Origin of the sequence: Desulfonatronum sp. SC1 (assembly GCF_003046795.1) — a bacterium.
Classification (GTDB): Bacteria; Desulfobacterota; Desulfovibrionia; order Desulfovibrionales; family Desulfonatronaceae; genus Desulfonatronum.
This window is the reverse complement of record NZ_PZKN01000041.1, coordinates 1-13,221: the sequence shown is the minus strand read 5'-3', so window position 1 is coordinate 13,221 and position 13,221 is coordinate 1. Positions and strand designations below refer to the sequence as shown.

Genomic DNA, 13,221 nt, shown 5'->3' with positions numbered 1-13,221 from the left:
GGCGACCTATGCATGCAGGCGACGTCGTCCCTTTCGATGGCGGGTGCGATAGCGTTTGTGCGGCCCATTGATGGAATGGGCGAGATGATTTGGAAAAGGGGAGAATCCCATGTCTATAGAGAGCGTTTTCATATTGCTTTTCGGCCTGTTGGCCGGAGGTGCCCTGGTCTACGCTGCCCAGCGGCACATCGCCGGTACGAAGGTCAAGGAGGCTGAAGAGCTGGCGGGAAAAATTCTGGAGGAGGCCCGCAAAGAGGCTCAAGTCCAAAAGAAAGAGTTTCTGCTGCAAGCCCAGGATGAAATTTTTCGCCGCAAGAAAGAACAGGAGCAGGAGCATCGGGACCGGGAAAGCGAACTGAAAAAACAGGAAACCCGGTTGCAGGAAAAGGAAGAACGCCTGGAACAAAAGTTGGAAAAGGCTTCTCAAAAGGAAAGCGAGGTCGTTCATCTGGAAAAGAGTCTCATCCAGAGGGAGCGGGATTTCGCGGTCCAGGAGGAGCGCTTGGCGGAAATGAGTTTGACGCAGCAAAGGCGATTGGAGGAAATTTCCGGACTGACCGTCGAGGAGGCTAAAAAGCGGCTGATGGAGGAGATCGAGAGTCAGGCCCGGCACGAATCGGCCAAGACGTTGCGCCAGATTGAAAGCGAAACCAAGGAAAGTGCCGACCGCAAGGCCAAGGAAATTCTGGCCACGGCCATTCAACGCTATGCCGGAGAGTTCGTCGCCGAACAAACCGTTTCTTCCGTGGCGTTGCCCAGCGAGGATATGAAGGGCCGGATCATAGGGCGGGAAGGACGCAACATCCGCGCCCTGGAGGCGGCCACGGGCGTGGACTTGATCATTGATGACACCCCGGAAACCGTGATTCTTTCCGCCTACAGCCCCTTGCGCCGCGAGGTGGCCAAGCAGTCCTTGGAACGGCTGATCAGCGACGGACGAATCCATCCGGCGCGGATTGAGGACATTGTCAAAAAGGTCGAACAGGAGATGGACGTCAAGCTCCGGGAGTGGGGCGAACAGGCCACTTTCGACGTGGGCGTCCATGGCATCCATCCGGAAATCATCCGTTTGCTGGGGCAGTTGCGTTATCGGACCAGTTTTTCTCAAAACGTTCTGCAACATTCTTTGGAAGTCGCCTTTGTTTGCGGAATCATGGCCGCGGAACTCGGTCTGGACGTAAAGAAGGCCAAGCGGGCTGGCCTGCTGCACGATATCGGCAAGGCCGTTGACCACGAAGTCGAAGGCCCTCACGCCACCATCGGCGCGGATCTGGCCAAGAAGTACGGGGAAGGTAAGGACATCATCCACGCCATTGCCGCCCATCACGAGGAAGTTCCGCCCAAGAGCGTGATGGCCGTACTGGTGCAGGCCGCGGACGGGCTTTCCGGAGCCCGGCCCGGGGCGCGCAAGGAGTTGCTGGAAAATTACGTCAAGCGCCTGGAGGATCTGGAAGGAATGGCCACGGGCATGGAAGGCGTGTCCAAGGCGTTCGCCATTCAGGCCGGACGAGAGTTGCGGGTCGTCGTGGAGTCGGACTTGGTGGACGACGACAAGACGTTTTTACTGTGTAATGATCTGACCAAAAAAATCGAGCAAAATCTGACCTATCCCGGACAAATTCGAGTCACCGTGATCCGTGAACGGCGGGCGGTGGGGTATGCCAAATAATGAAAGGCCATGACATGAGTTGCAAGGAAGAGTGCTCCAAAAGGGTGATGACCAAGGCCGAGTTGGAGCAAATCCAGCGCGGCACGGTGGAGGTCATCGACCTGGAGGAACTGAAGACCAAGATTGGCCGGGGCAAGCCATTACGCGTCAAGGCGGGGTTCGACCCCACGGCCCCGGACATCCACCTCGGCCACACGGTGCTGATTCAAAAGCTGAAGCATTTTCAGGAACAGGGCCATGACGTCATTTTCCTGATCGGGGATTTCACGGGCATGATCGGCGATCCCTCGGGCAAGTCCGAAACCCGCAGGACACTGACTCGGGAGGCGGTCCTGTCCAACGCCGAGACCTACAAGCGTCAGGTGTTCAAGATTCTCGACCCGGACAAAACCGCGGTGGCCTTCAATTCACATTGGATGGACGCTTTCAGCTCCGCGGATTTCGTCCGCCTCTGTTCGCACTATACCGTGGCCCGGATGCTGGAGCGGGAAGACTTTTCCAATCGCTACGCATCGGGTAAGCCCATCGCCATCCATGAATTCCTCTATCCCCTGGTCCAGGGCTACGATTCCGTGGCTTTGCGGGCGGACGTGGAACTGGGCGGTACGGATCAGAAGTTCAATTTGCTCATGGGTCGGACCCTGCAGCGCGACTATGGACAGGAACCCCAGGTGATCCTGACGGTGCCGATCCTGGAGGGCTTGGACGGCGTGCAGAAGATGAGCAAGTCGCTGGGCAACTACATCGGCATCGAAGAGCCGCCGGGCGATATGTTCGGCAAGGTAATGTCCGTCTCGGACCAGCTGATGTGGCGCTACTACGAGTTGTTGTCCGACCGCTCCCTGGCCGAGGTGGCCAAGCTGCGCGGGGATGTGGAGCAGGGCTTGCTGCATCCCAAGCAGGCCAAGGTTGATCTGGCCCTGGAACTGACGACCCGGTTTCATGGCGCGGATCAGGCCCGAGCGGCCCAGGACGCCTTCGAGCGTGTTTTCGCCCGGAAGGAAAACCCCGAGGACATGGATGTTTTTCAGACGACTCACGGCCCGGAAAGCCGACTCCTGGCCATCCTGGACGCCGCGGGCCTGTGCCCCTCCCGAGCCGAGGCCAAGCGCCTCTGCCGTCAGGGAGCCTGTACCGTGGACGGCGAGAAGCTTCACGATCCTGAGCAGATTCTGGACCCAGGCGAATATGTACTGAAGGTCGGGAAAAAGCGGTTTCTTCGGGTTGTCGTCAGACAACCGTCATTCAACGAACCGATATGAACAACTTCTGGCACCGATTGCGGCTGGTTTTGGCCATGGTCAAGATCGAGCACTCGATTTTCGCCCTGCCATTCGCGTATTCCGGAGCATTTCTGGCGGCTGGCGGCTGGCCGGGGTGGCGGGTGTTTCTGTTGCTGACCCTGGCCATGGTCATGGTCCGTTCCTTTGCCATGGCCATGAACCGTATCCTGGATCTGCGCTACGACCGCCTCAACCCCCGGACCCAGTCTCGGCAATTGGTGACCGGTGAGTTGAGCGTCCGGTTCACGTCCTTTTTTGCCCTGGGCACGGCCCTTGTTTTCGTGCTGGCCTGTGCCGGGCTGAACACCTTGTGCCTGCTCCTGTCCGTCCCGGCCCTACTCTGGTCCGCGGCTTACAGCCTGACCAAGCGTTTCACTTGGTTGTGCCATTTTTTTCTGGGCTCGGTCCTGGGGCTGGCACCCGTGGCCGGTTGGATCGCTGTTGATCCCCAGTTTGCGCTCCCGACCTTACTTCTGTTTTGCGGCGTGCTGTTCTGGGTGGCCGGGTTTGATATTTTTTACGCGGCCCAGGATGTGGAGTTCGACCGATCCCACGGCCTGCATTCCGTCCCTGCCGCGTTCGGCCTGGATACGGCCTTTGCCCTGGCCGGGTTCAGCCACGTTCAGGCGGCCCTGTTTTTTCTGTTCGCCGGGCTGTCCGCATCTTTGGGTTGGCTTTACTTCCTGGCCTGGGCCGTGGTGGCCGCGGTTCTGTTCTGGGAGCATCGCCTCGTTTCTCCCAAGGACCTCAGCCGATTGAACATGTCTTTTTTTACCTTGAACGGTGTGGTGGCCGCATTGCTGTTTCTCGGTGTGGTGTTGGATTTTGCTTTTTGAGATGATCCGCTGATGCGGATTTAGGAATATGTTTATATTACTGGATGAAAAGGAGTTGTCATGAAACTGAATGCAGGGGATTGCACGTTGTACAGTGGCGGTGCTACTGGCGCGGAGGCGGAATTCGGGACGATGGCCGAGCGGTTTGGGGTTGCGGAAGTGAATTTTACCTTCGAAGGACACCAGATTAGCCGGACTCGGGGCATGCGGGTCCTGACCCAGGAGGAGTTGCGGCGAGGGGACGTCAGCATGACCTACGTATCCCGACTGCTGAACAGAACCTACTCCAACGCGCCGATCATGCGCAAAGTTCTTCAGACTATCTGGTATCAGGTGAACAACGGCATGGAAATCTACGTCATCGGCAGCATCCAGGAAGACGGCACGGTCAAGGGCGGTACCGGCTGGGGCTCCGAGTTCGCCAAGATCTGCAACAAACCGCTCTTTGTGTTCGATCAGGCTAAAAAGGGCTGGTTCCGTTGGGAAGAAGCCGCCTGGAATCCTCAGGACACCCCGACCATCGCGAACATCCATTTTACCGGGACGGGCACGCGCTTTCTGGAGGAGAGTGGGAAGAAAGCCGTGGCGGAGCTGTTTGAACGGTCCTTTGGGTGATTTCTTAGAGGAACCAAGCAAAACCAAGGCCCCTTGCGGGCCTTTTTTCATTTTCTTATGACTGAATCCGTTATTCATATCGAAGGTGCCCGGCAGCACAATCTGAAGAACCTCTCTTTGGACATTCCTCGAGACAAGCTGGTGGTTGTTTGCGGGCCTTCCGGCTCGGGCAAGTCCACCCTGGCCTTTGACATCGTCTATGCCGAAGGACAGCGACGCTACGTGGAGTCGCTTTCAGCCTACGCCCGGCAGTTCCTCCCGCAGCTGGACAAACCCCAGGTGGACAAGATCGAAGGGCTATCTCCGGCTATATCCCTGGAACAACAGACCTTGACCCGCAATCCGAGGTCCACCGTGGGCACGGTGACCGAGGTCTATGATTATTTACGGGTCTTTTACGCCCGGTTGGGACGAATGAGCTGTCCGAAATGCGGACGGGCCATCGAGGCGCGCAGTCAGGATGAAATCATTCAGGCCGTCCTGGGATTGCCGGGAAAAACAAAGTTCCTGCTTTTGGCGCCTCTGGTGGAAAACCAGAAGGGAACGCAGCAGGACCTGATGCGGAAGTTGAAAGCCCAGGGATTTGTGCGGGTGCGCGTGGACGGGGTGGTCTTGCCGTTGGAGCCGCTTCCGGGGATTACCAGAAATCAGCGCCACACCCTGGAACTGGTGGTGGACCGCTTGGTGGCCGGGCCGGAAATCCGCCACCGTCTCGCGGACTCCCTGGAATTGGCCTTGAAGCACGGCAAGGGCAGGATTTCCATTCAGATCGTGGATGGAGGGGAAATGGTCTTCAGCACCACTTCGGTCTGCACCCAATGCGACATCAGCTTGCCGCCTCTTTCCCCACAACTGTTTTCCTTCAACAGTCCCCAGGGCGCCTGCCCCACCTGCTCGGGCATCGGCAGCGTGGAGTATTTTGAACCGGACCTGCTGGCTCCGAACAAGGGGTTGAGCCTGCGCCAGGGAGGGGTCATCCCCTGGCGCAAGGCTTCGGCTTTGGCCAGATACGCGGAAGGATTGCAGCGGCTGGGCCGGGTGCATGGGTTTACTTTGGATATCGCCTTGGCCGAATATTCTCCGCAAGCCTGGGAAGCCCTGTTTTACGGTGACTCGAACGTGTCCTGGGAAGGAGTGGTTCCGCTTTTGGATCGAGGGCACCAAGTTCTGGGACCGGTTTGGCGGGATGAATTGTCCCGGTTTCGCCAGAACCGGCCATGTCCGGCTTGCAAAGGCGCTCGCCTGAAGCCCGAGGCTTTGGCCGTCCGGGCCGATGAGCTTAATATTTACGAGTTTTGCGGCCTGCCCGTGGTTCGAGCCCTGGAGTGGCTGCGTGACCGGAGTTATGTCGGGCAGCAGGAACTGATCGCCGGCCCGTTGCTCAAGGAGTTGGTTCACCGTCTGGATTTTTTGGTCCGGGTGGGATTGGAGTACCTGAGTCTGGCTCGGACAATGTCCACGCTCTCCGGGGGAGAGGCGCAGCGCATCCGGCTGGCTGGCCAACTGGGCTCCGGTCTGGTGGGCGTGACGTATGTCCTGGACGAGCCGAGCATCGGCCTGCATCCTCGGGATAATGCCCGTTTGCTGGCGTCGTTGCGGGACTTGCAGGAGCGGGGCAACACCGTGCTGGTGGTGGAGCACGACGAGGCTACGATCCGGGCTGCGGACTACGTCCTGGAGTTGGGACCCGGATCCGGATCCCTGGGGGGCGAATTGGTCTTCGGCGGCACGGTGGACGGGCTGCTGCGCCACGAAGATTCACTGACCGGGAAATATTTGCGTGGAGATATGGTCATCGCCGGACCTGAGAAACGCCGAAAGGGTAAACACGCCCTGACCCTGCACGGGGTGCGCACGAACAATCTGCGTGACCTGGGCTGCACCATCCCCTTGGCAGCCTTGGTCTGCGTGACCGGAGTTTCCGGGTCGGGCAAAAGTTCTCTGGTGGTGGACTCCCTGTACAAACACATTGCCTTGGCCAGGGGGATCAAGGTTGACACGCCCGGCAAGATCGGGGGCATAGAGGGCCTGGAGCGGGTGGAAAAAATCATCGCCATTGACCAGACTCCCATCGGCCGCACGCCCCGCTCCAACCCGGCCACATACACCAAGGTTTTCGACGAGATCCGCAAAATTTTTTCCACCACGGTGGAAGCCCGCAAACGCGGTTATACTCCGGGGCGGTTCAGCTTCAACGTGCCCGGAGGCCGTTGCGAAGCCTGCCAAGGTGATGGCCAGATCCGGGTGGAAATGCACTTTCTCCCGGACGTGTTCGTGACCTGCGAGGTCTGCGGCGGAGAGCGCTACAACCGCGAGACCCTGACCATCGAATACAAGGGCCTGAACATCGCCCAGGTTCTGGACCTGACCGTGGCCGAGGCCCGGCGCTTCTTTACCAACTATACATCCCTGGAGCGACGTTTCGAGGTGCTCCAGGAAGTCGGACTGGAGTATTTGCGTCTGGGCCAGCCAGCCACGACTCTGTCCGGCGGGGAGGCCCAGCGGATCAAGATCTCCCGTGAACTGGGCAAGCGCAGCCTCCCCGGAACGCTGTACATCCTGGACGAACCCACCACCGGCCTGCACATGCACGAGACGGGCAAGCTGATCCACGTGCTGCAACGCTTGGTAGATAAAGGTGCGTCCGTGGTGGTTATCGAGCACAATCTGGACGTGATCTGGGCCGCGGACCATGTCATCGACCTGGGCCCCGGAGGCGGGGATGCCGGGGGCCGCATCGTGGCCAGCGGCACGCCCGAACAAATCCGGGACGACCCCCATTCCGCGACGGGGCAGTTTTTGCGAGAGATGCGGTAGCTGGGGCCCGTCAAAGTATTCTGCACCGCGAATTATGGCTCATTCGTCGCCATGTCATCATTGGATTCTTTGTCTGATGTGTTTCACGATGAGTTTTGTGTATTTAGTGATATCAAGAGGTTATGTGACACTAGAGGAGGCCTGGATATGCTTGAGCAAGGGTTGACGGAGATACTGTATGCATATATAGGACAAAAAAAATCGCATTTATCCTTTTTAAGCAAGGAGGGGAACGGATTATGATGTTGACCAAGGCCGGAGAATACGCGGTGCGTTGCATGCTGCACCTGACTACGGTGAGCACGGGGGACGTTGTTGCCCGGCGTGGTATTTCCGAGGCCATGGACATTCCTGGTCCGTTTTTGGCCAAGATTGCTCAAGAATTGGCTCGATCAGGATTGATTCAGATCGTGCAGGGAGCGCGGGGAGGCTATAGGCTGCTCAAGTCCCCGGAGGATGTGACGCTGTTGGACGTTGTCGAGGCCGTGGAAGGAGAAATTTTTTTGAACGAATGCATTTTTCGCTCGGACGGTTGCGGGCGAAGCGGTTTTTGCGGCGTGCATCAAGTCTGGCAAAAGGCCAGGGCGGGCCTGCGGGAGACCTTGAGCGTTCCGCTGTCCGAACTGAAGGACGTTGCTGACCACTCTTGCCGACCATGACGGCGGAGAAGGTATGGTGGTCAGGATTTTTCAACAATAAGGAGGCTCGGTAATGGACGTTTTGTTGTTGTCGCGACTGCAGTTCGCCTTCACGACCTTCGTGCACTTCATCTTCGTGCCGCTGACTCTGGGGCTATCGCTTCTGGTGGCGTACATGGAGTTCAAGTGGGTGCGCACCGGGGACGAGGTGTACAAGCGGATGGCCAAGTTCTGGGGGAAACTGTTTCTGATCAACTTTGCACTGGGCGTGGTCACGGGCATCGCCTTGGAGTTTCAATTCGGGACCAACTGGGCTCGGTATTCGGCCTACGTGGGAGACATCTTCGGCTCCCTGCTGGCCATTGAGGCAACCCTGGCCTTCTTCCTGGAGTCCACGTTCCTGGCGGTCTGGATCTTCGGCTGGAACCGGCTGTCTCCCAAACTGCACAACGCCAGCATTTGGCTGGTGGCCTTGGCGGCCAACCTGTCGGCGTTCTGGATCCTGATGGCCAACGGCTGGATGCAGAATCCCACGGGATTCGTGCTCCGCGGAGACCGTGCCGAGTTGGAGAGTTTCGCGGTTCTGGTCACCAATCCTTTTGCCTGGTCGCAGTTCGTGCATGTGCTCTCATCGGCCTACGTGCTCAGCGGCTTTTTCGTCCTGGGGATCTCGGCTTGGCATCTGGCTCGGGGAAGCAACGTGGACTTTTTCAAGCGCTCCTTTCAAATCGCGGCCCCTTTCACCCTGGTCTTCGCCCTAGCCCTGGTGGTGCAGGGGCACCAACACGGCTCTACCGTGGCCAAGTATCAACCGGCCAAGCTTGCGGCCATGGAATCCCACTGGGACACCATGACCCATGCTCCCCAGTATCTGTTCGTGATTCCGGATCCGGCCAACGAGCGCAATCTGGTTGAAATTCTGCCCGTTCCCGGCGGGTTGTCCATGCTTGCCTATCATTCATTCGACGCGGAAGTGAAAGGGTTGAGAGACATCCCCGAGGAAGACCGCCCGCCGGTATTGCTGACCTTCGCCTCTTTCCGGACCATGGTCGGGCTGGGATTTCTCTTTCCGGCACTGGCAGCGTGGGTCTGGATCCGGCGCAAGACCCCTGAGTCATCCCCCACACTCCTGCGTATTCTGCCCTGGGTGATCCCTTTGCCTTACATCGCCATTCAACTGGGCTGGATCGTGGCCGAGGTGGGCCGTCAGCCCTGGATCGTGAACGGGGTCATGCGCACTGAGGACGCCGTTTCCGCTGGCATCAGTGTTGGCCAGGTCGGATTTTCACTCCTGCTTTTTGGCCTGATTTACGGATTACTGGTGGCGGTGGACGTCTACCTCTTGATGTATCATGGACGGAAGGGGCCTAAATCCTCCGAGGAAGAGACAAAGGCGGATTCAGAATCCGAGTCTGATTTGCAAGCTCGGCCCCAGGGAGCGTTGGCCTAGTCCGGTCGGCAAGTTTCGAACCCAATCGACCATCAAGGAGATAAAAAGATGTTGGAAACCACATGGTTCATACTGTGGGGCGTGCTCTGGGCGGTCTATTTCGCCCTGGACGGATACGATCTGGGGATGGGCACGTTGATGCCTTTTTTGGCCAAGGATGAGCGGGATCGACGGATCATGTACAATGCCGCCGGGCCGTTTTGGGACGGCAACCAGGTTTGGCTGATCACCGCCGGCGGGGTGACCTTCGCGGCCTTTCCGGCCACCTACGCCGCCCTGTTCAGCGGCCTGTACACGGCCTTGATGCTCTTGTTGTTCGCCCTGATCCTGCGCGGTGTGTCCTTCGAGTTCCGGCGCAAGGTGGACAGCGAACGTTGGCGCAAGGTCTGGGATTTCTGCCACGTCTCGGGCAGCTTTTTGCCGGCCTTGCTGCTGGGGGTGGCGTTCGCGAACATTTTTCAAGGCATTCCGCTTAACGCCCAGGGGATCAATGAAGGTGGGCTGCTGGATCTGCTCAATCCCTACGGATTGCTGGGCGGCGTCTTATTCGTGCTGATGTTCTCCCTGCACGGGAGTTTGTGGCTGGGCGTCAAGTCCGAAGGGCCCATCGCGGACCGGGCCACGGCTATGGCCGAGAAGCTGTGGCTAGCGCTGATGGTCGTGGTGGTGCTGTTTCTGGTGGTGACCGCCTTCGCCACCAGACTTTTCGATAACTACCTGAACAATCCTCTTTTGTTCTCCGTGCTGCTTCTGGCCGTGGTCGGACTGATCCAGACCCGTGTCTTTCTGGGCAAGCGGTCCATGCTCATGGCCTGGGGCGCATCGGCTGTGAGCATCATCAGCGTGACCCTGTTCGGCGTGATTGGCCTGTTCCCCGTATTGCTGCCCTCCACCCTGGATCCTGCCTACAGCATGACCATTGCCAATTCCGCTTCCAGCGAGTTGACCCTAAAGATCATGCTGGGAGTGACTCTGGTTTTTGTGCCTTTGGTTATCGCCTACCAGACGTGGTTGCACATCACTTTTGGCCACAAGATTACGGATGCGGATTTGGAGTACGAGGAAGCCTACTAATAGAGGACGTCCTCTAACACTTCATCCTGTAGTGGACGGTGGAAACCGTTTCTGGGATCGAATAGGGCCGCCCTGGCTGAAAACTCAGTCAGGGCGGTTCTTTTTAAACGATACCTGTTGAGGGGTTAATTCCGGTCTATTGGATACGTTTTGACCAGAACGTCCGTGCCATCGGACTCCGTGACCACGAATTGAACCCGGGACACATCGTCCAGATTTAATTCCGGGGGTAAGTGCAGACGCGTGGAAACGGGGCGGAAATTGCGGATGGTGAACCGAGGGATTTCCTCATGCCCCAAGGCCCGAAAGATGTGGTCGTTCTTGCTGATGAAAGAGATGGAAATCTGTCCGGAAATGAGATCATTGGTAAAGTTGTGAATCTCGAAGTCCGCACGGAGGTTCTCCGGTCTGAGAGTCAGTCGCATATTGTCCAGTTCGACTATTTGCAGGCTTATGTCCGGACGTACCGTTGGAGTTTCTTCAGAGTTTTGATCCGGCTCTTGAGACGCGGCCTGCTCCGGAGCACCGGCCAGGTCGTCTTGTAGTGCCGCCACTCTCTCGGCCTGCTTTTGCCACGGCTCAGAGATGGTGGGTGTCCAGGTTGATTGCGAGGCAGGGCCCTCGGGAGGCTGGAAGGACGGAGATTCCTGTGGGATGGGGGGGGAGTCGGAGAGCTGCATGGTTTCGTTGTCCGATCGGAGCTGGAACAGCGCTGCTCCTCCTCCCGCAAGTACGACCAGCGCGAGGGCGGCGACCCCGAATTTCCATCCCGAAGGCGACCTCCGGGCGACGGGCAAGCTCTGTGAGGGGGACCACATGGCATTGCCGCTCATGAACCGCATCTCGCCAAGGGCGTTGTCGATCACTGATGGATCAAGCCTCAGAAATCGAGCGTAATTTCGAATAAACCCTTTGATGTAGACCGGATTCGGCAAAGGGGTTTCATCACCTTCCTCAATGGCCTCCAAAGCGGAGGCGCTGATTCTGGTGACTTTGGCCGCGGCCGGGAGTTCCACGCCCTGCCGCAAACGTTCCTCCTTGAGAAGCTTTCCAATTTCCCGCAAGTCCATGAATATCCTCCAGAAGGATTGTTTTTACGCTTGCTGCCAAGCTTGGTTAAGTACAGCTTTTTAGGCCGGGAATAAACCGTTATTCCGACGTCTCTTCGCCTAAGGCAACAGTCAACGGGAAGTCAGCCTGGTGTGGCTTGATGGCCTTACCCAGCCAGTCGATGGTCTGGCCGAGGTGTCGCATGTTTCGCAGACCTTCCGCGTCCTGGAGAACGTCTCCTTTGTTCAAGCCGAAACCAAGATTCCAGTAGGATGAGCCTGGAACGATCATGGACGACATCAAGAACATATGGTTGATGGTGTCGAAGACGTGCGTTCCTCCCCCACGGCGCACCGCAACCACGGCGGCCCCGACCTTGCCCCGCAACGCGCCTCCGTTGGCTAAGCTGACCAGGCCGAGGCGATCCAGAAGAGCCTTCATTTCGGCGCTGACATCGGTGAAGTAGGTCGGTGATCCGAAAATTAACGCATCCGCGGTCCAGGCCTCTGCCAGGACATCGTTACAGTCGTCCTTGGTCACCGCGCAACGCAGGTCCTTATTTTCGAAACACTTGTAGCAGGCGATACAACCGCCGACCTTTCCTCCTCCGACCTGGAGCAGTCGCGTCTCCCAACCGGTTTGCTCAAGTGGGGCCAGAACATTACGCAAAAGGATTTCCGTGTTTCCATCTTTTCTGGGGCTTCCATTGACGGCTAAAGCTTTCATCTGTTCATTCTCCTTTATGTCTGTTTTGCCGTGCCCAGACAGCTAAAGCCGGGGGCGCGCGATTTGAAAAGGTAGCCTTTTTCCAATTGCGTGACCAGCAGTCCGGTTTCGGTTGATCTCGCGAGGCATTTTTTTATGTTCTAAACTTTCTCAAGATGTTGCTGTAAACTTTGGTTTTGTTGGGAAGCAATGGGCCCGATGAATGCCTGGTGATTGTCGATGTATGGGCAAGTGGCGAGGCATATTCAGGGCTAGGTGCGTTCAGAAGGATTTACATTGCTTTGGACGTTGGCTAAGGGCATGACATGTGCTGAAAGGCAGGGGATTCGAAACAGAAAAAAGTTCACTCGGCCAGCAGTGCTGACTGGTATGGTAAACCGTTTAGCTTTCAGGAGGACGACAATGACTCGAAGTCTCAATTGTGTTTTTGCTGGCAAGTCCGCAAGTGCGATTCCAGGCGGTGAATTCAAAGAATGGATTGTGAACGAAGCTAATAATCTTGCCATCACCGGCTGGGTCCGCAGCCTCCATGATGATCGCCTTGAAGTCCTGGCCCAGGGAACCGAAGAGAACCTGGAGGAATTCCGTGTCCATCTTCTTCAGGGCCCGCCATTCAGCAAGGTGGAGAACCTGGAATGCAAGTGGATCGAATATGAAAAGTCATTTTCTGCCTTTGAGCTTCGACAGTAGGTTTCCAAGGATAATGGCCCCGTTGCCTTGAGGTTGCCGGGGATAATGCGGAAAGTCGGCTCCATGGAGCCGACTTTCTCTTTTTGAAGAGCCATTTTGTCGTTTGAATTCATTGGCGAAAAAATGTTTTTGAAAAATTAAAAAAGTATTTGTTGACAATTGTGCCGAGTTCTTTTAGATACTGTCGTTTCGCGGCGAGCACATCCGGCCGGTGAGAGTGCGGGTCGGATTTGTGGTTGTCGGGTATGAGTTCTTTGACAATGAAATAGCGAGGGGGGAGAGAAAATATGGTTTAAGCCATGTTTTCATTTTGAGTTTTGGTATTTTTAAGTGGAGAGTTTGATCCTGGCTCAGAATGAACGCTGGCGGCGTG

The 13,221-nt window shown here is 57.2% G+C and carries 11 protein-coding genes; 9 read left to right on the top strand and 2 right to left on the bottom strand.

What is annotated here, in order from left to right:
• Positions 1–109 precede the first annotated feature (109 nt).
• The 8 genes from rny (at position 110) to cydB (ending at position 10,382) form a co-directional block, all read left to right on the top strand.
• Positions 110–1,669 (top strand): ribonuclease Y, encoded by a 1,560-nt coding sequence (gene rny, locus C6366_RS16700; RefSeq protein ID WP_107740007.1) that lies wholly within the window; start codon positions 110–112, stop codon positions 1,667–1,669.
• A 47-nt stretch (positions 1,670–1,716) separates the two neighbouring features.
• Positions 1,717–2,931 carry a tyrosine--tRNA ligase gene (gene tyrS, locus C6366_RS16695; protein WP_107740028.1) on the top strand — a complete coding sequence of 405 codons (1,215 nt, stop codon included), beginning with the start codon at positions 1,717–1,719 and terminating at the stop codon, positions 2,929–2,931.
• Positions 2,928–3,788, top strand: coding sequence for a 4-hydroxybenzoate octaprenyltransferase (locus tag C6366_RS16690; protein ID WP_107740006.1), 861 nt, complete (start codon positions 2,928–2,930; stop codon positions 3,786–3,788). The genes tyrS and C6366_RS16690 overlap by 4 nt, the downstream gene beginning before the upstream one ends.
• A 60-nt stretch (positions 3,789–3,848) precedes the next feature.
• Entirely contained in the window at positions 3,849–4,403 is a 555-nt protein-coding gene (locus C6366_RS16685) for a hypothetical protein (RefSeq protein WP_107740005.1), read from the top strand.
• Positions 4,404–4,460: 57 nt separating this feature from the next.
• Positions 4,461–7,220 carry an excinuclease ABC subunit UvrA gene (gene uvrA, locus C6366_RS16680; protein ID WP_107740026.1) on the top strand — a complete coding sequence of 920 codons (2,760 nt, stop codon included), beginning with the start codon at positions 4,461–4,463 and terminating at the stop codon, positions 7,218–7,220.
• A 239-nt stretch (positions 7,221–7,459) separates the two neighbouring features.
• Complete coding sequence (locus C6366_RS16675) at positions 7,460–7,879, top strand: Rrf2 family transcriptional regulator (protein WP_107740003.1); 420 nt, start codon at positions 7,460–7,462, stop codon at positions 7,877–7,879.
• Positions 7,880–7,931: 52 nt separating this feature from the next.
• Positions 7,932–9,308: a cytochrome ubiquinol oxidase subunit I gene (locus C6366_RS16670; RefSeq protein WP_107740001.1), complete on the top strand. Its 1,377-nt coding sequence runs from the start codon at positions 7,932–7,934 to the stop codon at positions 9,306–9,308.
• 48 nt (positions 9,309–9,356) lie between these two features.
• Positions 9,357–10,382: a cytochrome d ubiquinol oxidase subunit II gene (gene cydB, locus C6366_RS16665; RefSeq protein WP_107739999.1), complete on the top strand. Its 1,026-nt coding sequence runs from the start codon at positions 9,357–9,359 to the stop codon at positions 10,380–10,382.
• A 125-nt stretch (positions 10,383–10,507) separates the two neighbouring features.
• On the opposite strand, the gene C6366_RS16660 is transcribed toward cydB, so the two are convergent.
• Entirely contained in the window at positions 10,508–11,452 is a 945-nt protein-coding gene (locus tag C6366_RS16660; protein WP_107739997.1) for a RodZ family helix-turn-helix domain-containing protein, read from the bottom strand.
• A gap of 79 nt (positions 11,453–11,531) precedes the next feature.
• Positions 11,532–12,158, bottom strand: a complete 627-nt coding sequence (locus C6366_RS16655) for a flavodoxin family protein (RefSeq protein WP_107739995.1) — start codon at positions 12,156–12,158, stop codon at positions 11,532–11,534.
• 402 nt (positions 12,159–12,560) lie between these two features.
• Here C6366_RS16655 and C6366_RS16650 point away from each other — a divergent pair, with 402 nt between their 5' ends.
• Positions 12,561–12,848 (top strand): acylphosphatase, encoded by a 288-nt coding sequence (locus tag C6366_RS16650; protein ID WP_107739993.1) that lies wholly within the window; start codon positions 12,561–12,563, stop codon positions 12,846–12,848.
• The last annotated feature ends 373 nt before the right edge of the window (positions 12,849–13,221 follow it).